This window comes from Mycobacterium sp. Dal123C01, from assembly GCF_052566995.1.
This window is the reverse complement of sequence record NZ_CP199580.1, coordinates 3,829,609-3,853,243: the sequence shown is the minus strand read 5'-3', so window position 1 is coordinate 3,853,243 and position 23,635 is coordinate 3,829,609. Positions and strand designations below refer to the sequence as shown.

The window sequence follows — 23,635 nt, the reverse complement described above, 5'->3', positions numbered from 1 at the left end:
GAGCAAATTTCTCCAGCGTGGTGAAGCGAGAAGGTCTTCCGTCATGATGGCAGCTCAACGGCGGCTCACACGGCTCGCCGCGCAGTACGGGAGCACGATTGTGTGCCGTGACCGTTAAGCATCGTTACCGCAATCGTGATCTCGCACTCGTATCTTTGGACATACCAGAAGGCCGCAGTTCCGACCTACCCACCCAATAACGCCTATCGGCGTCCGCAAGCCTGGGGGCTGATATGACCACCGCAATCGCCGCGCACCACCCAGTCGACAAAGACGCGGCCGACGGGCATGACGATCTCCTTTTGGCGGTCGCAAAAATGAACGCAGTTGCACGTCGAGGGGACACCGTTCTCGTCGAATCGAGGCCGCACTGGCGACTCATGGAAGAAGAGATCGTGCGAACGGCGGTCGCGGTGATTTTGGTGGCCCTTGTAACGGTGATTGGCGTCGCCGCGGGCGCGATCTTGACAATGGGTTAGGAGCGGATACGGCACGGACGGCGAGCGCCGCCGGGCTTAGTAGTCGACCTGCCTACCTGGCTGTAGATGCCGTGCGTAGCAAGGGCTTTGACTTCCTGGGTAGACGTCGAGGGTGCCCACGCGGTGATCCAGCCGTTCAGTTCGTCGATGTGACCGTCGACGAGTGCGGCGTAGGTGGTGTCGAGGCGCTGGGAGAGTCGAAGTATCCGACCAGTCGCAGGGCCGAGGTCCACGACCCTGCGATGCCGAATCAGTGATGAGCTCACTGTGGTCCTCGAGCGCCTCGGCGCGCGGGGCAGGCACGATGCCTGATTTGCATCGCGCAATGTGGAGCAGGTCTTGGACATGCAACGCAATGCGGCATTGACTCGATGACATGAGCGGGAAGCGATCAGAAGAGATCTTCCATGCAGGTATTTGGTACTAGCGCGGCCGGGGGCAGCAAGTGGAACTCGGGATCGCCACCGTCATCACCGATCAAGGCATACGCCCCGAGGTACTTGCAAACGCATGCAACAGGTGATTTGACTCGATCCATGTAACTGAGAATTCACACATCCCGGCAAGTGGACCACGCCGTACCAGGCGCGTGGCGAGTTTTACTGGTCCTACGACGCATTCGTCGCTCTGACAGCGGCCGCACTCCCGAGCGGGGCAGACGCCATGTTCGGCCGCGGTGTACGCCGGGTTTGTTGCTGCCGTCGCGTTGATCGTCCCGCGAGTCCTGGGGCGCCCGCATATCACGGTACGCAAATATCCAGAAACAGTTCGTTTATCGACACGTCGCCGGACACGGTTTCGTCGTTATTCCTCGTGGAGACAGGTAGTGCCCTCAGGTGGGGCGCTGACACCCTCTAGCACTGCAATTTTCGACACCGATCCCTACCGCCGGTGCAGAACCGAAAGGTAACCCCATGACAAGCAATGAATCTCGAGAGTTCTCAAAGTTCAGCGCCGCTGTGGAGGCCGACTACGTTGTCGTGGGAACGGGCTCTGCCGGAGCCGTGGTGGCCAACCGGCTCAGTGCGCAACCCTCCGTCCAGGTGGTGGCGCTGGAAGCCGGACCCAGGGACAAGGACAAGTTCATCCACATCCCGGCCGGGTTCGCCAAGCTGATGCGCAGCGAGATGGACTGGGATTACCAGACCGAGCCGCAGAAGGAACTGGACGGCCGCGAGATCTATTGGCCCCGAGGCAAGATGCTCGGCGGCTCGTCGTCGATGAACGCGATGATGTGGGTGCGCGGCTTCGCCGCCGACTACGACGAATGGGCCGAGCACGCGGGCGAGCAGTGGGGCTATGCGAACATCGTGCACTACTTCGACCGCATCGAGAACGGCCCGCTGACCATCTCCCGTCAGCGCAGTCCGCGGCCGTCCACCGCAGCGTGGCTGACCGCCGTGCAGGAGTGCGGCCATCGGATCAACCCACCGGATCAGGCTGCCCCTGAAGGCTTTTGCGAGACACGCGTCAACCAGCGCCGGGGCGCCAGGTGGAGCACCGCCGACGCATACCTCAAGCCCGCGCTCAAGCGGGACAACCTGACGGTGCTCACCGAAGCGGCCGTGGCCAAGGTGGTGTTCGACGGAAACCGGGCGGTCGGCGTGGAATTCGAGCACGGCGGTGCGCGCCGCGTCGTCCGCGCACGTCGTGAGGTGGTGCTGTGTGGGGGTGCCGTCAACAGCCCGCAACTGTTGATGCTGTCGGGCATCGGTGATCATGACCACCTCGCCGAGCACGGGGTGGATCTGATACAGCATGCCCCCGACGTGGGCCGCAACCTGATCGACCATCTCGCCGTGCTTCTGGGGTTCGACGTCCCCGACAACACCCTGTTCGACGCCGAGAAGCCGATCGAGCTGCTCAACTACCTGCTGCGGCGGCGCGGCATGCTCACTTCGAACTTGGGGGAGGCGTACGGCATCGTGAAGAGCCGCCCCGATCTCGAGCTGCCCGACCTCGAGTTGATCTTCGCGCCCACACCGTATTTCGATGAGGGCATCGGCGACCCCTACGATCGCCACGCCGTCGTGATGGGCCCGATCCTGCTGAAACCGCGCAGCCGCGGCACCATCACGTTGCGTTCTTCCGATCCGAGGGCCAAGCCGATCATCGACCCGCGCTATCTCACCGATGACGACGGCGCCGACCGCGCGGCCCTGATGGCGGGTCTGCGGATGACGGCGACCATTGCTGCGTCACCGGCCCTGCGCGGTGTCATCGGGAAGATCGCCAGGCCGTTGTTCGCCGAAACCTTGGACGACGAGACACTTGAACGTGGATTGAACTCGCTGTCGCACACCCTCTATCACCCGGTGGGGACATGCCGGATGGGAAATGACGACGCAAGCGTGGTGGACCCGCAGCTGAGGGTGCGCGGCGTCGAGCGGCTGCGAGTCGCGGACGCTTCGGTGATGCCGACCATCATCCGTGGCCACACCCATGCACCCACCGTGCTGATCGGTGAGAAGGCCGCTGACCTGATCCTGTCTTGATCGCGGACCAGTGGCGGCCGGCGGCGCTTGGCGGTGGGCCAGATCCTGGGTCCGGAACGAAAACGCAGTCACCGCAACAGTATTCGGGAGAATGGTCGCGATGATGACGAAGAATGTCTGTAGTGCCCTCAAGTGGGGCGCCGACACACTGGAGGACAGAACGCATGTGCGGAATATTCGCCACGATGACGAGGAACGGCCTGTCAACCGAACGACGGAATACAGCGCTCAAGCTGTTGGAACACCGCGGGCCGGACGGCACCGGCACCTGGACGTCACGGGACGGGCAATGGACGCTCGGACACACGCGGTTGTCGATCATCGGTCTGAGGAACGGCAGCCAGCCCATGGCCAGCCCGGATGGCGCGGTTCATGTCGTGGTGAACGGCGAATTCTACGGTTACCGCGAGCTTCGCGAGCGTCTGCGAGCAAGCGGCTATCGTTTCTCCACCGACAGCGACAGCGAAATCGCGGTGCACCTCTATCAGGAGCGCGGGATGCAGGCCGCCACGAAACTGCGGGGTGAGTTCGCGGTGATCATCGCCGATGAACGCCAACAGGAGATGATCGCGATCCGCGACCGCTTCGGGGTCAAGCCGCTCTACTACGCAGTGGTGAACGGCGACGTGTTCTTCGCATCGGAGATCAAGGCACTGTTGGCGCTGGGTGTGCCGGCCGCATGGGATCTGGAGGGCGCCACCGGAGGCACCGGCAGATCTCACGAGAAAACCGAGTTCGCCGGAATCAGTACGGTGCCGCCAGGTTGCTATGCGATCGCCAGGGATGGCGATGTTCGCATCTATCCATATTGGGATTGGGAGATCCCGACTGCTGAGCAGATGCGGGCGGACACACGAAGCGAGGCCGACGTCGTCGACGAATTCCGCGAGGCTCTGCGCGATTCCGTGCGGCAACGACTGGTCGCCGATGTCGAGGTCGCGTGCTATCTGAGTGGTGGCACCGACTCGTGCGCCGTCCTCGGGCTCGCGCAGCAGGAGATGGACCGGCCGATCCGCGCGTTCACGCTCACCTTTGACAACGCGCTGTATGACGAAGCCAGCATCGCTGAAGCTCAGGCCAAACACGTCGGCGCGACCTTCCACCCCATTCCGATCACGGGGCGGGATATCGCCGACGCGTTCAAGGATGCGGTGTGGCATGCCGAAACGCAGATGTTCAACGGCCACGGCGTTGCCAAGTATCTGCTCAGCCGTGCCGTGCGAGCGGCCGGCATCAAAGTGGTGTTCACCGGCGAAGGCGCCGACGAAATGCTGGGAGGCTATGCGTTCTTCCGGGTCGACGCGCTCAATGACAATGCGACGTTGAGCGCTGCCGAGAAATCGGTGCTCTTCGACGAGATGCTCGGCGCCAACGCGGCGACTCGCGCGTTGTTGATGCCGGAACAGGTCGACAGCCCGGAGATGCAGGCAGTGCAGCGCAGGCTCGGGTGGCTGCCCGCAACGCTCAACTTCACTGCGGCCCCGGCGAATATCTTGGCCCCGTTGTTCCGCGATGATGTCCCGGTATCCGTTAGGCAGTTTCAGCCGCTGGTGTCTGCGCTGGACCGCTTGCCGGTGGCACAACGTGTCGCGGGCCGCGACCGGCTCAACCAGATGCTCTACGTCAATGCCAAGACGGTGTTGCCGAACTTCGTCTTGAACTATCTCGCCGATCGGATGGAGATGGCGCACTCCATCGAGGGACGGGTGCCGTTCCTCGATCACCACGTCGCCGAGGCAGCGGCGCGGGTCCCGGTGAGCATGAAGGTCAAGGGAATTCGGGAAAAGCATGTGCTGCGGGAGGCTGCGAAGGATGTGTTGATTCCCGAGGTGTACGACCGGCAGAAGCATCCGTTCACGACGCCGCCGACCCGGAACTCGAATGACCCGATGCTCGGCTTCTACCGGGACACGTTCGCGTCGCAAGCGGCGAAGGACCAGCCGATCTACGACATGAAGAAAGTCTCAACGGTGCTCGATGGCCTGCTTCAATGCCCGGACGATCAACGCATCGCTGTGGAAGGCGGTCTGCAGAGGGTGGCGAGTGTGATTGTGATGCAGGAGCTGTTCTCCATGGCGTGACCCGCCCCGGGCTCACGTTTAGCGTGGCTGCCTCTCGACTGGCCTTGGATTCAAAAAATAACGAAAGGGCACAAGTTCATGAGAACACGCAACGAGGTCTCCGCCGCGGCCGTCCTGCCAGAGAACACCGCAACCCAGCTCTATATCGCCGGAAAGTGGCGAGACAGCTCAGACGGGGATACCTTCATCGATCTCAACCCCACCACCGAAGAACCGTTGGCTGTCGTCGCGGCCGCGACCGCCGCCGATGTCGATGCCGCAGTGCGCGCCGCCCGATCGCAGCTGTGCGGCGAGTGGGGCGCCACACCGGGTGTTGCTCGCGGCAAGCTGCTCAACCGGATCGCCGATTTGATCGAGCGCGACGGTGAACTGCTGGCGCGCCTCGAGGCTCTGGACGTGAGCAAGCCGATCAGTCAACCGAAGATGCTCGACATCCCCAACGCGGCAGCCACATTCCGTCACTTCGCGGGCTGGGCCGACAAGATCGGCGGCGCAACCATTCCGACCGCCGGCTACTTCGGGAAACCCACGCATTCCTACACCGTGCGTGAACCGGTCGGTGTCATCGGCGCGATCATTCCGTGGAACACACCTCTGATGATCGCGGGATGGAAGATCGCCCCGGCCCTGGCGGCAGGTAACACCGTGGTGGTCAAGCCGCCCGAAGACGCGCCGTTGTCAATTCTGCACCTGGCCCGGCTCATCGAGGAGGCCGGCGTCCCCGCCGGGGTCGTCAGTGTGCTGCCCGGGCTTGGTGCGGTCACCGGTGACGCGATCGTCGACCACCCCGACATCGACAAGATCAGTTTCACCGGGAGCCCCCGCGTCGGGCGGATCATCGCCAAACGCGCCGCCAACACGTTCAAACGCACAACCTTGGAGCTGGGCGGTAAATCACCACAGATCATCCTGGCCGACGCCGATCTCGACGCCGCGGTCAAGGGCACGGCAATGGGCCTGTTCTTCAACCAGGGGCAAATCTGTGCCGCGGGCACCCGCGTGCTCGTGCACAGATCACTGTATTCGCAGGTGGTCGAAAGGCTTTCGGCGGCAGCCGAGGCGCAGGTTCTGGGCGACCCCTTCGACCCGGCCACCACAATGGGTGCGCAGATCAACTGCAGGCAGCGTGACTCGATCCTCGGTTACATTGAGGCGGCCCGCGACGGGGGAGCCCGTGTCGCCGCCGGCGGCCGGCGTCCCGATATGGCTGGCTTCTTCATCGAGCCGACCATCTTCGCCGACGTCGAACCCGACGCGAAGATTGCCCAGGAAGAGATCTTCGGTCCAGTCGGAGCGGTCATGCCCTTCGACACCACCGAGGAAGCCATCGCGCTCTCAAACGGCACCGTGTACGGACTGGCTGCGAGTATCTGGACTCGCGATGTGTCCCACGCGCACCACTTGGCTGCGCAGGTTCGAGCTGGCGCTGTGTGGGTAAACGGCTGGGCGGCAATCGATCCTGCGCTTCCCTGGGGTGGCATGAAGACCAGCGGAACCGGCCGCGAACTCGGCTGGGCAGGCATCGAGGCCGATACTGAAGAGAAGGTCATCACGATCATTCTGTAGCCGGACAGCGGCAGGGCCATGAGCTGCTGATGACGATGATGACCGGAACCCCTACGCAACGTGCCACGGTTCAAGAGTCGGTCGGTTGACGGGAAACCCATGCCTGCAACGGTTTCGCGATGCCTACCCCAGAGCTCCCTGAGTCAGATTCCGACGTTGCAGCGCGTGTCACTGTCGAGATCCGACTGCGCGCTGTAACTGAAGTCAACGACGGCACACCCTACGAGTCAAAGGTGAAGGCGTTCACGCAACGAGCGCGGCGAGACGCCGTAGGCTTGTTTGAAGAGCCGTGAAAAGTGGTTCGCGTCGGCGAATCCGTGGCGTGCGCAGATGAGGCCGATTCCCACCGACGCCAACAAAGGGTCCTGGAGGTCTCTATGGCAGCGCTGGAGCCGTCTCGTTCGGATCCATCCGGCCACGGTGAGACCCTCCGCCTCGAACAGCTTCTGCAGATAGCGAGGCGAAATATGGTGTGCCGCCGCGACCATTGAGGTGTCAAGAGCCGGATCGGCGAGGTGGGCATCGATGAAGTACTTCGCGCAGCGGACTATCCCAACTCCCGATGGGCCCAGCGCACGCGATGTCTCCTCGTCGAGTGCGCCACTGACGAGATCGATGACCGCGTCCTCGAAGCGCGCGCTGGTGGGCGATCCTGCGATCAGACCCCGCCAGAGTCCCTGTAGAAACGGTGACACCAGTGAACCCGCGCCCTTGTCGGCAGGGATACTAACCGCGGTCACCGCGGCCAGGCTCTTCGAGGGGATCTTCAGCGAGGCGCGGGGTATCGTCACGACGAACGTTGTGAATTCACCGTCGAAATGCAGTGTGAAGGGCACGCTGGTGTCGTACAGAGCGAAGTCGCCGGGGAACAACGTCGCTTCACGTTCTTGCTGAACCACCACCCCGCGGCCCCGAAGTTGCAGACCCACCTTGACCACGCCCGGGTCGCTGTCTCGAATCGTCCTGCGGGTGCGGTGGACATCGACTTGACGCCCGGAGACTTCGTTCATCGGCAAAGCTCCCACAGCGCCGGACTTCAACGCGCCGGTGAAACGGCTAACACCGTCAGAGGCGTTCGAGAATGCGTCGAGTGGCACAAAGGCTGCGCCGATTTCTTCACGCCACCGCTCGAACGGTTCCACACCGAAGCGGCGCCCGTTGATTTCGTGCTGTTCGTCCGGGTCGACAATCCGCGCAACCTCATTCTCCGTCACGAGGGAGAACCCCACCTCGAGCGGGCCGGCTCGCGCCCGACTGAGACCAACGAAATTGCAGAGCGTGCCGGCAACTCTGCCAATAGTCGATTGAGCCGACCGACGTCGAGATGGTGCCAGCATGCGCGGAATCGCCCAGGGCACAACACGGTAAATTCACAGGATGCACGGCCTGCCCGCGAGGTGAGCATCAAAGCCGCTGTTCCGCGCGTACCTGTAACCCGCGGCGGGTCGGTGGCGTGTCACCGCCGGGCGCGGTTGGCCCAATGGATTCTCGCCGCGGCCGCCGTGGCAGCGACGACGAGCGTCCCGGCATAGGCGGGCTGGTGTGCGTTGTAGTCAAACATTCGCTCCAACTCGCACGCCGGATGGCAACAACGACAGAATGGCGTGCGGGCAGCTCCCTGTCTCGGGACATAACAAATAATACATTGACCGTCATTGAGCAGGGCGTCCTTGGACTTGAAGTGGCGGTTGGTCAGCCAAGCCGGGTATGTGGGCATACCAGCCCTACAGCCGATGAGCTGACATTCCCTGCCGCGCAGGGAGGACCCACTCTCGGATGTCGAGCGTGTAGTTACCGGCGAGCTGGCAACCAGGAAGGCAGCCAGCCGTCAAGGAACGACGCAGCCTGGAAACCCAAGACACCGTCGACATAGCGGTGGTTAGGTGATCAAGACAGTCGATCAGCTACCCGAGGCTGGGGGTGTGAACGGCCGGGTACTGAGGTTAACCAAGTAACGGGAATCGGCAACGCAAGGAGTTTGACATGGCGGCCCGGGGTATTAAGGCACTTAAGAAAATCATGCAGACAACATTTGATCCAGAGCTCGTGATTCCGGACGAAGTTAGGGTGACAGAATTTACCGGCGATAACAGTGTGTCACGGAAAGATCTATTTCAGCATCCGATTCCTGCTGATTCCCTGATATGGAAGTATTGGGGGCGTCTTGACGTGATATTTTTCGGCGGCGGAGTAGTGGGTACCATTGCGGGGGCGTGGCCGCAAATGGCGAAAGCGACCACGAATTCTGTTCTTTTCACTGGTGACAGTTCCTTCCGTGCACGCTCTAAGATATATAAAATACGACGTCAGAGATCTCGTGAGTACATTTATGGCGCGGTGTACGACGCTCCGGAAGATGCGAAGAAATACGGACTGAAGACTCGGAATATGCACAAGTCCGTCAAAGGCACACTGCGGGCCGGCACGTATCATTCTTTGAATGCGGAAACCTTCTATTTTGCTCACGTCACCTTCTTTTATCATCTATTGATAATAATAACCGAGCAGCTGTATTTCGGCGGGTCCATGCCACGGGCGATGAAGGAGCAGATATTTGAGGAATCCAAAGAGTGGTACAGCATGTGGGGAGTGGACGATAGTCCACAGCCGGATACCTACGACGATTTCGAGCGCTATCTGGAAAACATCGAGCGTAATCATTTGGTGAACTCACAGGTAACTCAGGTCATGCTGGAACAATTTATGGAGCGCCGCCCGGCGCCGCGGTGGTGGCCTCTAGTCATGAAAAAATTTGTCTGGCCCTGGTGGGCGGCGCGGCGGCAAGTCGTTGTCAATAGTTTTCCGCCCCATGTGCGGGAGCTGTTCAATTTAGAGTGGACCCCCGAGGACGAGGAGATGTCGCGCCGCTTTATGCGTATGTATCGGCGGTTCTACGTAGTTCTCGAGCGTCTTCTCCCGCTGAAGTTTCTCTACTTGCCGATTGCGGTGAGCGGCTTTAAGCGGGAAGGGGTCGATCCACGCAAAATCACCCTGGAGTCCGCACAGCAAGCACTCCGGGAAAACCGCGCCCGCCGCGCCGCGCGAGAAAATACACCGACAGCAGATGAGACGAATGGGGTGCTTGCTCCCAGCTAATAAGTTGCTGGGCCGCCGGTTTCGCCCGGTCCGCACTGTGTGGTCGGTGTCGGGGCGGGAGGTCAGGCCATTTCGCTAAGGTCACCGATGTCAAGGCCAAGATCAACGAGTACGTCGATGCGGTTCGCGAGAGTCGCGATCAGATCACGATCACCAAGAACGGCGCGCCGGCGGCGGTGCTGATCGGCGTCGACGAATGGGAATCCATTCAGGAGACCTTGCACTGGCTGTCCCAGCCAGGCCTGGTCGAGTCGGTGCGACAATCCGAGGCCGATGTCACGGCCGGCCGGACCTATAGCCAGGACGAGATTCGAGCCGAATATCAGGTCCCCCGGCGGCGACGCTGAGGTGACGGAAACCGACTGCGTTTACACGACTCGTTTCACGGCCACCGGCAAACGCGACCTCGACAAGTTGCCGCCGCGGATCCTGGCCGCAGTCATCGAATTCGCCTTCGGCGACCTGGCCCGCGAACCCCGCCGCGTCGGCAAGCCGCTCGGGCGCAAGCTGGCTGGCCATCAACTCTTGGTTATTCACCAATCCGTTGCGCACCAGAACGCGGTGGGTGGTGGATCGCGACGGCGCTTGGTTGGCCGATTTCGCGCTTCATTTCGTAGGCAATTCGTCGGGCGCCCCAGCGTCGGTGGTGTCGGCGCATTTCGCAGATCAACGCTTCCACCTCGGGAGCGATGCGGCCGGGGCTGGAATGCGGGCGGCGGGAATGGTCGGCTAGCGCATCCAGGCCACCGGCCTCATAGCGTTTGCGCCACGCCGCGACCGTCTGTCGCGAGACGCCGTAGCGTTCGGCGACCTCACCGACGGGTGCGCCGTCATTGACTTCAGTGACAGCGCGCAGTCGGATCTCAACAGTGACGCGCGCTGCAATATCGGAATCGGACTCAGGGAGCTCTGGGTTGGGCACCGCGAAACAGTGGCAGGCACAGCTTGGCGGTCAACTATGTCCCGATGACGAAGGGTCAAAGATGTCCTGGACCCGTACACGTCAACGCGACCCGCTGTGATCGGTGATCCTCACCAAGGCACCTGCCCGGCAACGGTTTCGGGCAGGGTCATCGACCAAGCAGCGGGGCAGGCTGGTCCGCGACATCGCCGACCGCCGCCATAGCGATCCGTTCGGCGTCCAGGTGCAGGTGGCGCGGGCGACGCTGGATCGTTGGATCCGCCGCTACCGGACCGGCGGGTTCGAGGCGTAGGTGCCTGAGCCGCGGCGGTTGGCCACCCGCACCGACGAGCAGGTGTTGGAGCTGGCGGCCTCGCTGAAACAGGAGAACCCGGTCCGCACCACCGCCCAGGTGGCCCGGATTCTGCGCACCGCGACCGGGTGGACGCCCTCGGAATCGACCCTGCTACGCCACTTTCACCGCTGTGAGTTGATGGGCCCGGCCGCCGGCAGGCAGGTGAGGTGTTCGGCCGGTTCGAAGCCGCCGACCCTAATGAACTGTGGGTCGGCGATGCCCTGCACGGCCCTCGGGTCGGGGACCGCAAAACCTACCTCTTCGCGTTCCTCGACGACCATTCCCGGTTGGTGGTCGGGCACCGGTTCGGGTTCGCCGAAGACACCGTCCGCCTGGCGGCGGCGTTGAAGCCGGCGTTGGCCGCCCGCGGCGTTCCCGCCTCAATCTATGTCGACAACGGTTCGGCCTTCGTCGATGCGTGGCTACCCGCGCGCTGTGACCGCCCGAAAACCGTAGTGCGATAGGCGCGAGTCCGGTGTGAGGCTGTGGCTCACGGCTGATAGGTAAGGCGTCGTAGCGTGGTCAACTAGGCGCCGCCACCATGGGGGGTATCGGCGGTTACGACGGTCTCGTACCCCTGGCGATGACGCTTTAGGGTGACGGGATGTTTTGGGCGCTGCTCAGCCAGGGAAAGGTGCGTAATGGTTTTATCCGTCGTTCCTGAAGCGTTAGAGGTTTTCGCGGCCGCCAATGCTGCTGCTGCGGAGGCGATTTCGACTGCGGGCTCGGCGGATTCGGCGGCGATGCTGGACGCGGCCGCAGGCAACCCAAGCACGCTGGCGTCGGCGAATCAGACAAAAATGAACCTAGAGCTCGACATTTCCGGTGTCGACGGTATCCAACAATCGATCAACCAGTATCTGTCTTATCTCGATCAATTCTCGACAACGGTGAAGGCGGCCTGCACTCGCCTCATCCAGTCCGGATAGTAGTGGGTCGGTGTAGCCGTGTCCCATCATAAAAGTTCTCCGGCCCTCACAGCCGAGCAGATTGATGATCTCATCAATTCGGGTGTCGATGCCCAGAATACTCCCGGAGCGAATTGGGGGGCGTTGGAAGCGTATTCGAATAGTGATGTCACGGCGCTTACCGTCGCGCAAAATGAAATACAGAGTATCACCGGAGTCACGACGAATCCTGCCAGCGTCGCTATTGAAGACTTCGGGGGCGTTTCCTTTCTAAACATGTGGGAGACCTTCTATAACGCATCGGCCACCGTGGACAACGGCAACGGCAACACGTTGCAGCAGGTTGCCAGCAACATTGTTGAGGCGTCACAAACGTTCCGCGAACAACTTGCCCAGCAAGAGGCCAAGAAAGACTGGGTGGGAAAAACACACGATGCCGCGGTAACCAATATCACCAATGCTCTACCGGATGTAGCGAACCTCTCTTCCGGCATCAACGCATTGGCCCTGTTGATCAATGCATTTTCACATACCGTTTTCCAGACACAATGGTATTTAGATAATAATAAAGACGCTTATAGCAAGTCGATATCTCGATGGCCGAACGAAGTTGATGAAATCAATCAAGCCTACGATTCATTCGCGCAAGACGTGATGAATACCGTCTACGCGCCGAATATCTCGAGTATCGCCAGCAATAATCCCGGCTTCTCTACTTCGACAAACGACCCCGCGCCGCCGCCACCACCAGCTGACCCCTCACCACCACCGCCCGATCCGCCACCGCCCGACCCGCCACCGCCTGACCCCTCGCCACCACCGGCTGACCCGCCACCGCCTGACCTGAACGGCGCACCGCCACCGCCTGACCTGAACGGCGCACCACCACCGCCTGACCTGAACGGCGCACCACCACCGCCGGGCTCCGGTGATTTCCCGCTGCCGAACACCACTGGAATCACCGACCCTTTCAGTGGACCGGGCGGTGCATCCGATGGTTCCGGCAATCCAGTTGCGGGCTTAGGTAGTTCTCCAGCGCCCGATGGCGCCGGGGGTACCGATCCGTTCAGCAGCTCCGGCGATCCGGGCAACCCTTTGAGCGGCGTCTCTAATCCCTCGAGCGGCTCCGCCGGTTCCAACGGCTCGGGTTTGAGCGGGCTAGGGCAAGCCGCTCAAGGGCTCGAAGAACCGCTCCAACAGGCGTTGGGCGCAGCACAAAAAGGTGCGACGCCAGGGGCGGGCATGCCAGGTACAGCCCCCAAAGGCCTCGACGCGCTCGCCAAACCGGGAGCAGGTGCTGGCCGCGGGGCAGGGGGCGCCGGAGCCGGTATCGGGTCTCAAGGACGCGAAACATTGTCTCCCGCCGGTGCGCCGGTCGCCGCCGCGACCAAGGGAACCGATGTCCCAGGCTCTGCCTTGGCGCGTGCGGGTACTCCACTGGGTGCTGGCGGTTCTGCTGGCGGATCGCCGCCAGGTGGCGGTGGCGGCGGGCAGCGCGGGCCAGGTGGCAAAGAGCACAAGGCGAGTAAAGCACTGCGTGGCAAGAAGAATGGTGAACTCGTCCTTGGTGAGGTCGACGCCGTCGTCCCCGTAATCGGCGATGACGGCCCCGAAGAGGCCGAGCCTGTGCAGCGGCCCCCGGCGCCACCGGCACCGCAGATGCCCATACCGCCGGTGGCGAGCAACCCTCGCCGGGCCGGGGCCGAACCGCGAACAGAGGTCGGCCGGTGACATCGCTTCGGTCTGTGGCCGTCTTGCGGCCCGCCCCCCGTCCCATCAAGGGTGCCTCGTCCGGTGCGATGTCCCTGTCTACATCCGCGTGCACTCCGACCGGCGAGGTGGCTCCGGTTCCGGCTCAGCCGGGTTCGGCGGTCGGGAATGGTTTGGCGAGTGTTGTGCCGGAAGCGGGTGGGGCTTCGTCTGGATCGGGTATTAGCGCGTTGATCCAAGCTGTCGAGCAGTTGTCTGAGCCGGTGGGGCAGGGTGTCAGTGCTGCGTTGGGGGCGGTCTCCAGCGGGTCATCGGGTTCTGGTACCCCTGGGGGCTCGGTGCCGCCGGACAAGGCGCCTGATCCCTTGGTGTAGTGGCGGGTTGTTGAGTGATCCGCGGGTGGGTTGTGCGGGTGGGTGGGGGGCGTTGTGCAGGATGTGGTGATTCCTCACGATTTGTTGTGGGTGGGGTATTTGGCGGGGGAGGAGTTTCCGGAGGGCAGCGAGGGGGAGTTGTTTGTGTTGGGCGCTGCGTGGAAGGCGGCGGCTGAACAGATTTTGGCGTTGGTGGCTGAGTTGGAGCAGGCGGCGTCGGTGTCGGCGTCGGCGTTGTCGGGTCAGACCGCGGATGCGGTGGCTGCGCAGTTTGCGTCGTTGCTTTCCGGTGATTCCTCGGTGCAGACGATGGCTGGTGCGGCGTCGGCGTTGGGTGTGTTGGCCACCAATATGGGCATGCAGGTTCAGTACACCAAGTTGCAGATTGTGTCGACGTTGGGGATCGCTGCGGCCGAGATCGGTTATGCGTTGTCGTCGGTGGGGTGGACTTCGGGTGCGTCGTTGGCCTGGATTCCGCCGATTGAGGCGATCACGGTGGCGGTGGTGCGCCAGTTGGTGTCGCAGTTGATCAAACGCATCGTGGCTGCGCTCACCGAGGCGGCCACTATCGCGGGGGTGCGTCAGGTGGTGAAAGACGCCGCGGTGGGTGCGGCGGTGGGTGCGGTGATCGGGGTGGTTCAGGATCTGGCCATCGAGGGTTACCAGATTCATGAGGGGGTGCGCGAGGGGATCGACTGGAAACAGGTCGGTCAGATCAGTATTGGGGCGGTCGTTGGGGGGGCGGCCGGTGCTGTGTTGCATGGTTTGGGGTCTAAAACGATGGGTGATCCCTCGACGATCGGGGTTAAAGCCGTCAAAGGTGTGCTCACCCATTTCGGGGTCGGCGCGGTCGGTAACGTCGCCGGCGCGGGCGCCACCGGGGGTGGTCTCAACGCCGAGGACGTCTTTGGTGGTGCTGGCGGGGGTGCGGTCTCTGGCGGTATCCACGGCGGGTCGGAGCATCCGCATCCAGCAGGTGGCACCGGCGGCGGACACGACGGTCAAACCGCCCAGGGTCCTCACCACGACGATGATGATGATGATGCGAGTATCAAGACCCTGGTCGGGTCCGACTCCTTGGCACTGCCCCCTGAGTCCGGTGATGTCTTGGCGGCGCATAGCCGCGGACTGCAGGGTGATTCAGCGAGTCCGGCCGCTGCATCGCAGAACGGCGCGAACGGCTCTGGGCCGCCCGCCCAGGAAAGCCATACTCCATCGGCACCGACACCCTCTGGCGACCACACATCGGCTGCCTCATCGACGCCTGCTGCCGGCCGCGGTGAGCAGGGTTTAGGAAGTGATGCCGCGGCGGCATCGTCGGCCACCAGTGATGCGCCGACCTCGCAGAACGCAAATGTGTTCTCAGGCAATGAGTCTGGGACATCTGGCGATGCGCAGCAACGCGCCGAGTCCGATCCTGGTAGCGGCAACGGGCAAGGCCAGCGCGCCCGGGCGGCGCAGGCTGGGCAAGAGGATCGGGGTGCGGCGACCACACCGTTATCGACCACAGTGGCCAATGAGCACGCTTTGGCCGGCAATCAGGGTTCACCCGTGCGCGGCTCACCCTCTGAGGTTGCCAGTGCGACCCGGGCCCCGACTGCGTCGATCACCGCAAGCGCGCCCGAACACAGATCCGCAGCGAGCCCGTCGGCCACTGACACCACCGGGGCCGCATCTGGCCCGGTCCGGGCACAAGGCGGCAACCCCCCTTCGGGGGGCACTTCCCTGGCAGCTGGTGGCTGGCCAGGGAACCCGCCTGCGATTGCGCGGACCGCGCATAGCGTGGCCGCGCAGCCCCCTAAGCCATCCGGATCCCGCTCGGGTACCGATGGTCTAGCCCACCACCAAGAAGAGCAACACCACGATGGGCTTGCCGCTGACGCTGATAAGCCGCTGTCGTTGTCGGAGCAGGACCCGGCTTCACCCGTCGATGGCCGTCCTCGGACCCCCGTCTCGTCGATAGACGACAAACCCACCGCGACAATAGGATCCAACGAGGCTGTCACCTCCGAGGTAGGACACGATGTGCCCCGGGCAGGTGATCTGGCGACGCCCGACCACCCGGTGCAGCACGCCGACGAACCGGCCCCATCGGCGATGAGAGTCTCTGTCGAACGGGATGAATCGAACGGCGCGGGACTTGGGCCCGGGGCAACCGAACACTCCGAGTCTGCGTCGGAGGTGCCCAAGGCGCACGATCGGATCGGCGATATTGGCCATGGCAGGCAGTCCGGTGGTGGGTTGGGTGACCCGGGGGCCCGACCGTCATTACATGAGCCGCCGACCGAGATACGCACCGTGCACGACCTGACCGAGGTTGTCGAAAGGATCGCTGGGCCAAAGCGTGTCGTCCCTAGTGCCGACGATCCCCGCGATGACCCCGCCGCGTGTACTGTGCTGCTCGATGAGGCGATGCGGGCGCTGTATCCTGACCGGCTCGCGGCGCTTCCGGCCACCCGGCGGACGCTAGACGACTCGGTGCTAGACGGTAAACCGATCAGCCGACTCATCGGGGGCGCCGAGCCGGCGCCGGTCACATCCTGGGAAGAAGTAGACCAACGGCTGCATGAGGCGGCCGCCGAGACCGGGCGCGCCACCGCGCTGATTCTTGTCCAACACCCGAACGCCATCGGACACGCGTTGGGCGCGCATCGTTTCGCCGATCAGCAAATCGCCTATTTCGACCTGCATCGCTTCCCGGGGGACCGGGTGCTCGTCGAGCCCCCCCGGGACCTGAGTCTGAGCCAGGCTTCGGCAGTCATTCTTGACGGCGACGGCCACGACATGACCCTCCAAGCGCAATCATCCCCAGTGGTAGACGCACTCACCGACCCGATCGGCGATCCTCGCTACGGCCGAGGCGGGATGGAACTCGAATATCACGGCGGTTACCTGATCATCCCCGAACCCCGTGGCGTGGCAGTGTCCAGTCTCGAGGAGTATTTGCCATATCTGGCCACGAATTCCCGCCACGGGCTCAAGGTAGTGCGCGACAGTGCTCAGTTTGACGTGATGCGAGATGGCAGTGCGGCGATGTGGGGCCGAAGGAGCCGAGTGGGCCGCGATGTCGACAGAACGGTGCTGAACCACATCTTGGAGCTTGTGATCGAGCGGCCGTTGCCCGAGTTGCGTGGCGATCCAGCGACCAACAACACTTCGGCGTTCGGCGCCCTGACGAAGGCGATGAGCCGGCTCGACGCTATGGCACGATCAGTTGGCCGCGGCGAAACCGGTGCGAGCCACCAGCTCGCCGAGATTTTTCCGGCCGACGAGGGCTGGACGTTGCACGAGAATGCCGCGGACATCGAGTTTGTTCCGGTCACAACGGGGCGCTCGGCGGCGATCCATGTTCACCACACCAAGGGCATGCCCCTTAGCGCGGTTGCGCAGTTCATGCACGACATCACTCCCCACATCGGACATCCGCAACAGCAACAGTTTCACCGCGACGGCAAAGTGTTCGCCGACACCGTGGATGAGATGTTCGCTGACCGGTCTGGCAGTGGCCGGGCTCGCTCAGCCGAGGCGCCCACCTCTGCTGAGCGGCGCGACCTGCGCGGCGCGATGTGGCTGACCTACGTGCACGCTGCAGGTCTGGCGATGGCTACTACTGCTGAGGGCTCTAGCGGCAAGTTTTTCAGCACCGTCGCGTTGCGGCAGAGCCTGGCTATCGTCCGCCGAGAGCTGTCCGAGCGGGCCCAGAGTTTCCTGAATGACAATGCGGACGCGATCCGCGCGGTGTTCGAGCATCGGTTTCTGTCTCGGGTGCCAGATTTCAGCTCGCGTTACTTAGCCCAGTACAACCACGGACCTGTCGCGGGTGACACGGCGCGGCCGTTGGCGGCGGTGCGCCCCGCAGTTGCGGTAGATGAGGCGCCCGACACTCTGTCAGTGGGGAATTACATGGACACGATGCTCTTGCATGAGCCCCCGATGACGGTCAATCAGCTCGAGGCTTTTGACGTGCGTACGTATTTCGGCGATCTGGATCGCGAGGGCCGCGGGGCTGGCGAGCCTGGACTGTTGCTGTTGGAGTTGCGCACCGTCGGAGCGCGGTTTATCGCACCGGATCACATCGCAACCCAGTACCGACAGTTACGAGGCATTGTGCGAGACGCGGTTGAGCCGGCCGTCCGGACACCGCTGAATCGGTTAGCACGAAGCGTTGCTGGGAAGTTTTACCTGGCGGGCAGTCGGTTTGGTGAGGCGCTGGAGGACTCGCTCGGGTCGCTGCTGCCGAGCGGGCATACCCCGGAGTCGGTGGCGCAGCGTTACCCGTCGCTGGCCGCCGTGAACTCGGAGCGCAGCTCTGCGGACGCGATGACCAACTGTGTGACCAGTGCGTTCGCGTTCGTGATTTCCGTGCGTGAAGGGTGGTCTTTCGAAGCACCTCACACCGATCGCTTACCTGGGATTGACCTGGTGAATTTCCATCGCCAGTCGTTGGGGTTGGGCGATGACGAGCACCAGGTTTCGCTGGTCACCGATTTCGGCACGGTGGCTGGTGCGCTTTCGGTTGCCGGGCCGGGTGCGATGGCATTGATGGCGGTGCGCGGGCCCGGCAGTGACCCGAACTATGTCTATGTCGCCGTGGTCGATGAGCACGGGGTGAGTTTCTTGGATCCCAAGCGCGGCACCTTGGCTGCTGCCCCGGCCGAGGGCAGCGCCTTGGCCATGTTGCCGCTGACCGGCGGGATTCCCATGCCTGAGGGGGCGCGTTTGCTGACGGCCGAGGAAATCGGGGACCACGGGAACCATCGGACCGTTCACGACGACAGGAGGCTGAACGAGCTAGCAGATAGGAGTGCCACGCGCACGGTGGCTTCACCGGTAGCGGATCTTCTCACCGACGCGCCGCTAGTCGACGAGGTAATCACTGGTGTCGGAACACACGACCGTCCGGCGCCTATTGACGAAAGCTCTGGGCAATCGGCACCCACACCATCTGGCGGCCACACATCGGTTGCCTCATCGGGTCACTCCGCCGGTCGAAGCGGCCTTTCCCCACGGCGGCGGTCGTCGTTGAGTGTGGTTGGTGACTGGGCCGCGCTGGCGGCATCGGCGGTGGTGGAGCGGGGGGGTAGCACTGTTGAGCAGGTCAAGGCCCCGGTTTCGCGCGGCCCCGAGGTTGCGGGCGCGGGCCTTGACAGGCAGCTGGGCGGCGAGGTGGGGGGGGCAGATCCCGTATCGGTATTGGCGCGTGGATCGCGAGCCGGTGTTGGTGGGTTGCTCGCGGGGCACCCGACAGGGGGTGGTGGCGCGGGGGTGCGGGGGTTGGTGCCGGTGGGGGTGGATTCGCGGTTGGTGGAGGCGGTGGGGGGGTTGGGTGCGTGGGTGGGCGGGCCTGGGGAGTGTGTGGTGCGGGTGGATGAGGTGTTGTCGAGGTTGGGGGTGTCGGTGGTGAGGTCGGTGGATACGGATGCGCGGCCGGTGGATCGGGTGGCGGCACGGTTGGGGGGCGGGTTTGGTCGGGCGGGGTCGGTGCAGGGGCTGGCCGGGTTGGGTGCAAAGGCGCTGACCCCGGTGTGGGTGCAGCCGCCTTCGGGTTCGATGCATTTGGTGTTGGTGGCGCGCGGTGGCGATGACCGGTGGGTGTTGGTGGAGACACAGCCCGGCCGGGGGGCGTCGTTCACCGAGTTCGCGGTGGGGGTGAAGGCAGAACTACCGCTGGGGCGCGGTGGGGGGTTGCCGCGCGCCTTGAGGGGGCCGGTGCGGTTGGTGGTTGATGAGCAGGGGCGGCTGCTTCAGCTGGATTTGAGTGACCCGGGGCGGGTGGTGGTGGCGGTCAGTGAGCAGCCAGCACACCCGGGAGACCGGGTGGTTGATGCGCTGCTGGCACCGGCGGTAACAGCGAGCCCGGGAATGCCGCCACGCATGCCGCCGCGGGGGCCGGCGGGTTCGCAGGACCTGTGGGCTGCGGGGTCGAGGCGTTCTGGGTCGGGGCCGGTGTCACCGAGCGCGTGGTGGTGGGCGGGTCTTGGGGACCAGGACCGCCAGCAGCTGCTCGGCAGGGTTAATGCCCTGGCGGGGTGGGGTGAGGGGCCGGTGGTCAGCAACGGCGTGATCGGGCGGGTGTTGGGCGAGGTGTCTTTTGACCTACCGGTTTTTGATGCCGACGGTGCGGGGTTGGCGTGGATGGCGCAGATGGTCGGGCAGAGGTTGAGTGTTGACCCGCCGCTGCTCGAGGAGCAGGACTGGCGGGATTTGGTGGGCGCGGTGGCTTCGCACTGGGGCCACGAGGTGGGGCTGGTCGCGGTGACACGTGCTTATGGCGCCTTGAGCAGGTTGCAGCGTTGGCATCCGGTGCCCGAGGCGGCCCGGTTTGTGGCCACCCAACTAGCCCGCGAGCCGGTGTTGTCCCAGCAGCAGGTCCAGGAGCTGATCGCGGGGGTTCAAGCCGGGTTGGCCGAGCAGCGGGTCGCCCCGGCGCAGGTCGAGCTGATCGGGCAGGTGTATCAGGGATTGCCCACCCTCGAGCAATGGGGTGTGGAGCCGGCCACGGTGATCGCGGCCCTTGATCGGCGCGCGGTGCTCGAAGAGGTCAATACCCGGTTGCAGGCGCGAGGACAACAGCCCATCACCGATGGTGCGATCAGAGGTGTCTATGACCAATTAGTCGACCACCACGCGGCCACCAGTATCACCGACCGTGCGGGTCTGATCCTTCACCGCCTGGGTGCAGACCCGCCGATGCCCGAGCCCCAGGACTGGCAGGATTTGATGGGCGCGGTGGCTTCCCACCGGGGCCACGAGGTGGCCCCGGTCGCGGTGACACGTGCTTATGACAGCTTGAGCAGGCTGCAGCGTTGGCATCCGGCGCCCGAAGCGGCCCGGTTTGTGGCCACCCAACTAGCCCAGCAGCGGGTGTTGTCCTGGCCCCAGGCCCAAGAGCTGATCGCGGGGGTTCAAGCCGGGTTGGCCGACCGGCGCGCCGCCCCCGCGGAGGTCGGGCTGATCTGGCAGGTGTATCAGGGATTGCCCACCATCGAGCAATGGGGTGTCGAACCGGCCACGGTGATCGCGGGCCTTGATCGGCGCGCGGTGCTCGAGTCGGTCAATACCCGGTTGCGGGCGCTTAGACAACAACCCACCACCGACAGTGCAATCAGACGCGCTGATGCCCAACTAGCCGACCACACCGACACCGGTATCACCGAGCGTGTCACCGAGCGTGCGGATCTGATCCTGCAACGGCTGCGTTTTTCTGCCCCCCCGATCATGGCCGACGAGGATGAGATCGTGATCACCCGTGTACTCCACGACCATGACCAGGGGGTGTATCGTTCGGCGATCCTGCATGCCCAAGACCGGCTGGATAACCCGCAACGATGGGCCGCCCCCGATGACCGGGCCCCGTGGATCAGCGCGATGCTCAATCATTCCCCCCCCGCCCGGCTGCTCAGCCCCGAGCAGCGCCAAACGCTGACCGCCACCGTCCACGCCGCCCACCCCGACTTTGCCCAGCTCTCCGAAAACTATGTGGGCTACGTCCGAACCCTGATAGCGACCCGCCACCAATGGGCCGACCTTCACGACCAAGCCGACCAAATAATCCGCGGACTCACCCACCCCGACGTCCGCGCAGAATTCAACCGCCTCTACCACCAACACCTCAACCCACACCGCGACCCAACCCCACCCAACCCCAGCCCCCCCACCGCCCCAGACGCCGAACACGTTCGAAGCAAGGTGACCGGTGATGGGGAAATCAGATTCACGATCGGTAGAGGCACTGTCAACCGACACATCATTGTTGGCCTGGGCGCAGGCGCCCGGGCCCCGGTCCCCGCCGCAACTGAGGTGCGGGTCGTCGTCCACGAGCCTGACGTGCCCACCTCGACCGTAACCATTTCGTCCCTTGACGACGGAACACCAATCGACGAGTTCGCCCTCCTCGAGGGGATAGACAGGTACTACCGCGGGCACGGAGAATTCACCCCCGCTGCTGTGGGGGACCCCGTCGCGGCTGTCCTCGACCCCCAGGTAATCGGTCATGGTGGTGTCCTCGACCTCGCCTGGGAGGGCCACACCTACCACCTCACCATCCCCGAATGGAGTGAGTTCGATGATGGGGCCGAGGTGACGCCCAGGATCCTCGATACCCGCGCCCCCTACCCCCTCATCGAACTCACCATAACCCCCCCTAGGGGGCAGTCGGTCACACGCCTGATCATGCTCGACCCCCACCAGCACACCGCCACCACCGCCGACCGCCGCAGAACCAACAACAACGGTGCCTTCCCGTTCACCCGCGGCCACAAATACCGGTTCAATTTAGGTCGCCGGGAGGGGGGGTCCACGGTCTTCGTGGTGTTTCATGACCTTACCGAGACCTCGCGCGTCACGATCTATCGCAGCGACGGCGTGCAACTGCACAATGTGCAACTCCAACCCGGCCAGTACCACTACCCGCTCACGAATGAGGTTCGGGGTCGCCGCCCTCGATACAGTCGTGGAGGCCCCCCCGCCCCCGGACGAGGACGAGGACAGGAGTAGCGCTGGTGGGTGGGTGCCCGGCTACGTGGCGGTACTCGCAGATCAGTGGATCAGTACAACCAGCGGAATCCCACGCCCAGGATTAAGAATATTCCTGCTCGAGGCGGCACACAAGCTACCACGCGGTGACCAACAGGGCCTGGAAGAAGCCGACCACGTGGCACAGTCTGATCGTCTGCTGGAATCAACGCTACGACCACTGTCCACGATACCGACTGGCCGCAGGTGCTGGCCGAACGAACAGAACAATCGCAGCGTGTTCTAATAGCCGCGCACCGTGGACTGGCGTCGCCCTTTGATGCCCCGCAGGTCGGCGAAGAATTCCTCGACGATTGCCGGCGTCCACGACCATGGGAACTCGTTGGTGTACTCGACAAACCGGCGAACCGTCGCGATCCGGGCGTCGATCGTGTTGGGTGCCAGATTGCGACACAGTTGCTGGTTGCGCCAACCCTCCAGCATTTCCTCGACGGTCTGGACCTCCGGATGCAGCAGAGGGACCGAGCCGACGAGGAACACGCGACCGCTCTTACGACGGGCAATCCAGCGTCCCAGCTTGTCTCATCCGATGCATCAATGAATCATCCAATGAATCAATATCACATCCGCGCTGGTAGGTCCATCAAATCCGCAGCGCTTGTTGCAGCACGTATGGCTATCGGCTGTAGGGGGCCGCATCAGGGCCTCTCGCAGGCAGCCGCTTTGATGGCGCTGCAGTTTACCGAAGGTAGCCGCCCCCGTCTGCGGCCGCAACGTTGATATCGACCGCCGACCACCGCTGGGTCGGCGTCGCCCATGCCTATGATGGAACTCTGGCGAGCCTCTAAGGCGGAGCAGTTATCGGCGTATTAATTACTTTGGGGAACAACGCAATTCAGCCCGTGGCTGACATAATGTCGCTTATCGGCATAAGCCATCTACCGTGTTGGCCTGGAACATCGCTCGCATCCGCTCCCGAGGTCGATTCATCAGGACCACTCCGCGGATGCCACGCCCCCCGGCGCTGAATAGACCGACCGCCAGACTGCAGCGATTCGGCAGGCCGCCTAGAGCCGGGTGGCGCATTGGGCCGAGCCCCTCTGGATCGACGCCGCAGTCGGCGGCCGGCGTGCGTATTGCCCCCGTCCGCGACATCACCCTCAATACGTCACTGTGACGAATTGAGGGGGGCGAC

At 63.6% G+C, this 23,635-nt stretch carries 12 protein-coding genes and 3 pseudogenes; 11 read left to right on the top strand and 4 right to left on the bottom strand.

Annotated elements, in window-relative coordinates; translation table 11 throughout:
* The first annotated feature begins 233 nt into the window (after positions 1–233).
* The gene (locus ACTXG5_RS18140; RefSeq protein WP_445160105.1) at positions 234–479 is read left to right on the top strand and encodes a hypothetical protein; all 246 of its coding nucleotides are present in this window, start codon (positions 234–236) and stop codon (positions 477–479) included.
* On the opposite strand, the gene ACTXG5_RS18135 is transcribed toward ACTXG5_RS18140, so the two are convergent.
* Complete coding sequence (locus tag ACTXG5_RS18135) at positions 476–745, bottom strand: hypothetical protein (protein ID WP_445160104.1); 270 nt, start codon at positions 743–745, stop codon at positions 476–478. The two genes, ACTXG5_RS18140 and ACTXG5_RS18135, sit on opposite strands and share 4 nt — an antisense overlap.
* A gap of 648 nt (positions 746–1,393) precedes the next feature.
* Here ACTXG5_RS18135 and ACTXG5_RS18130 point away from each other — a divergent pair.
* The 3 genes from ACTXG5_RS18130 to styD all read left to right on the top strand — a co-directional run bounded on the left by ACTXG5_RS18130 (position 1,394) and on the right by styD (position 6,621).
* Positions 1,394–2,974: a GMC family oxidoreductase gene (locus ACTXG5_RS18130; protein ID WP_445160103.1), complete on the top strand. Its 1,581-nt coding sequence runs from the start codon at positions 1,394–1,396 to the stop codon at positions 2,972–2,974.
* Positions 2,975–3,087: 113 nt separating this feature from the next.
* Positions 3,088–5,055, top strand: a complete 1,968-nt coding sequence (gene asnB / locus ACTXG5_RS18125) for an asparagine synthase (glutamine-hydrolyzing) (RefSeq protein ID WP_445160102.1) — start codon at positions 3,088–3,090, stop codon at positions 5,053–5,055.
* A 78-nt stretch (positions 5,056–5,133) separates the two neighbouring features.
* Positions 5,134–6,621 (top strand): phenylacetaldehyde dehydrogenase StyD, encoded by a 1,488-nt coding sequence (gene styD / locus ACTXG5_RS18120; protein WP_445160101.1) that lies wholly within the window; start codon positions 5,134–5,136, stop codon positions 6,619–6,621.
* A 227-nt stretch (positions 6,622–6,848) separates the two neighbouring features.
* On the opposite strand, the gene ACTXG5_RS18115 is transcribed toward styD, so the two are convergent.
* Positions 6,849–7,784 (bottom strand): AraC-like ligand-binding domain-containing protein, encoded by a 936-nt coding sequence (locus tag ACTXG5_RS18115; protein WP_445164485.1) that lies wholly within the window; start codon positions 7,782–7,784, stop codon positions 6,849–6,851.
* Positions 7,785–8,604: 820 nt separating this feature from the next.
* On the opposite strand from ACTXG5_RS18115, the gene ACTXG5_RS18110 reads away from it, so the two are divergent.
* The 3 genes and pseudogenes from ACTXG5_RS18110 to ACTXG5_RS18100 all read left to right on the top strand — a co-directional run.
* Entirely contained in the window at positions 8,605–9,717 is a 1,113-nt protein-coding gene (locus ACTXG5_RS18110; RefSeq protein WP_445160100.1) for an oxygenase MpaB family protein, read from the top strand.
* Positions 9,717–10,064: a type II toxin-antitoxin system Phd/YefM family antitoxin gene (locus ACTXG5_RS18105; protein WP_445164484.1), complete on the top strand. Its 348-nt coding sequence runs from the start codon at positions 9,717–9,719 to the stop codon at positions 10,062–10,064. The genes ACTXG5_RS18110 and ACTXG5_RS18105 overlap by 1 nt, the downstream gene beginning before the upstream one ends.
* Position 10,065: 1 nt before the next feature.
* Positions 10,066–10,233 (top strand): annotated as a pseudogene (locus tag ACTXG5_RS18100) (type II toxin-antitoxin system RelE family toxin); the annotation flags it as partial.
* 13 nt (positions 10,234–10,246) lie between these two features.
* Here the strand turns inward: ACTXG5_RS18100 and ACTXG5_RS18095 are convergent.
* Entirely contained in the window at positions 10,247–10,639 is a 393-nt protein-coding gene (locus ACTXG5_RS18095; RefSeq protein ID WP_445160099.1) for a helix-turn-helix domain-containing protein, read from the bottom strand.
* Between the two features lie 145 nt (positions 10,640–10,784).
* Here ACTXG5_RS18095 and ACTXG5_RS18090 point away from each other — a divergent pair.
* From ACTXG5_RS18090 to ACTXG5_RS18075, 4 genes and pseudogenes are all read left to right on the top strand, one after another.
* Positions 10,785–11,410, top strand: a pseudogene (locus ACTXG5_RS18090) (DDE-type integrase/transposase/recombinase); the annotation flags it as partial.
* 204 nt (positions 11,411–11,614) lie between these two features.
* On the top strand, positions 11,615–11,902 hold the full coding sequence (locus tag ACTXG5_RS18085; protein ID WP_445160098.1) for a hypothetical protein: 288 nt from the start codon (positions 11,615–11,617) through the stop codon (positions 11,900–11,902).
* A gap of 18 nt (positions 11,903–11,920) precedes the next feature.
* Positions 11,921–13,612 (top strand): hypothetical protein, encoded by a 1,692-nt coding sequence (locus ACTXG5_RS18080; RefSeq protein ID WP_445160097.1) that lies wholly within the window; start codon positions 11,921–11,923, stop codon positions 13,610–13,612.
* 416 nt (positions 13,613–14,028) lie between these two features.
* Complete coding sequence (locus ACTXG5_RS18075; RefSeq protein WP_445160096.1) at positions 14,029–22,461, top strand: WXG100-like domain-containing protein; 8,433 nt, start codon at positions 14,029–14,031, stop codon at positions 22,459–22,461.
* Between the two features lie 264 nt (positions 22,462–22,725).
* On the opposite strand, the pseudogene ACTXG5_RS18070 reads toward ACTXG5_RS18075, so the two are convergent.
* Positions 22,726–22,980, bottom strand: a pseudogene (locus ACTXG5_RS18070) (site-specific integrase); the annotation flags it as partial.
* Positions 22,981–23,635: the final 655 nt, after the last annotated feature.

Bases quoted from the DNA above. Each gene is read 5' to 3' on its own strand.
- ACTXG5_RS18110 (WP_445160100.1), top strand. From the start codon at position 8,605: ATGGCGGCCCGGGGTATTAAGGCACTTAAGAAAATCATGCAGACAACA.
- ACTXG5_RS18085 (WP_445160098.1), top strand. From the start codon at position 11,615: ATGGTTTTATCCGTCGTTCCTGAAGCGTTAGAGGTTTTCGCGGCCGCC.
- ACTXG5_RS18130 (WP_445160103.1), top strand. From the start codon at position 1,394: ATGACAAGCAATGAATCTCGAGAGTTCTCAAAGTTCAGCGCCGCTGTG.
- asnB (WP_445160102.1), top strand. From the start codon at position 3,088: ATGTCTGTAGTGCCCTCAAGTGGGGCGCCGACACACTGGAGGACAGAA.
- styD (WP_445160101.1), top strand. From the start codon at position 5,134: ATGAGAACACGCAACGAGGTCTCCGCCGCGGCCGTCCTGCCAGAGAAC.
- ACTXG5_RS18140 (WP_445160105.1), top strand. From the start codon at position 234: ATGACCACCGCAATCGCCGCGCACCACCCAGTCGACAAAGACGCGGCC.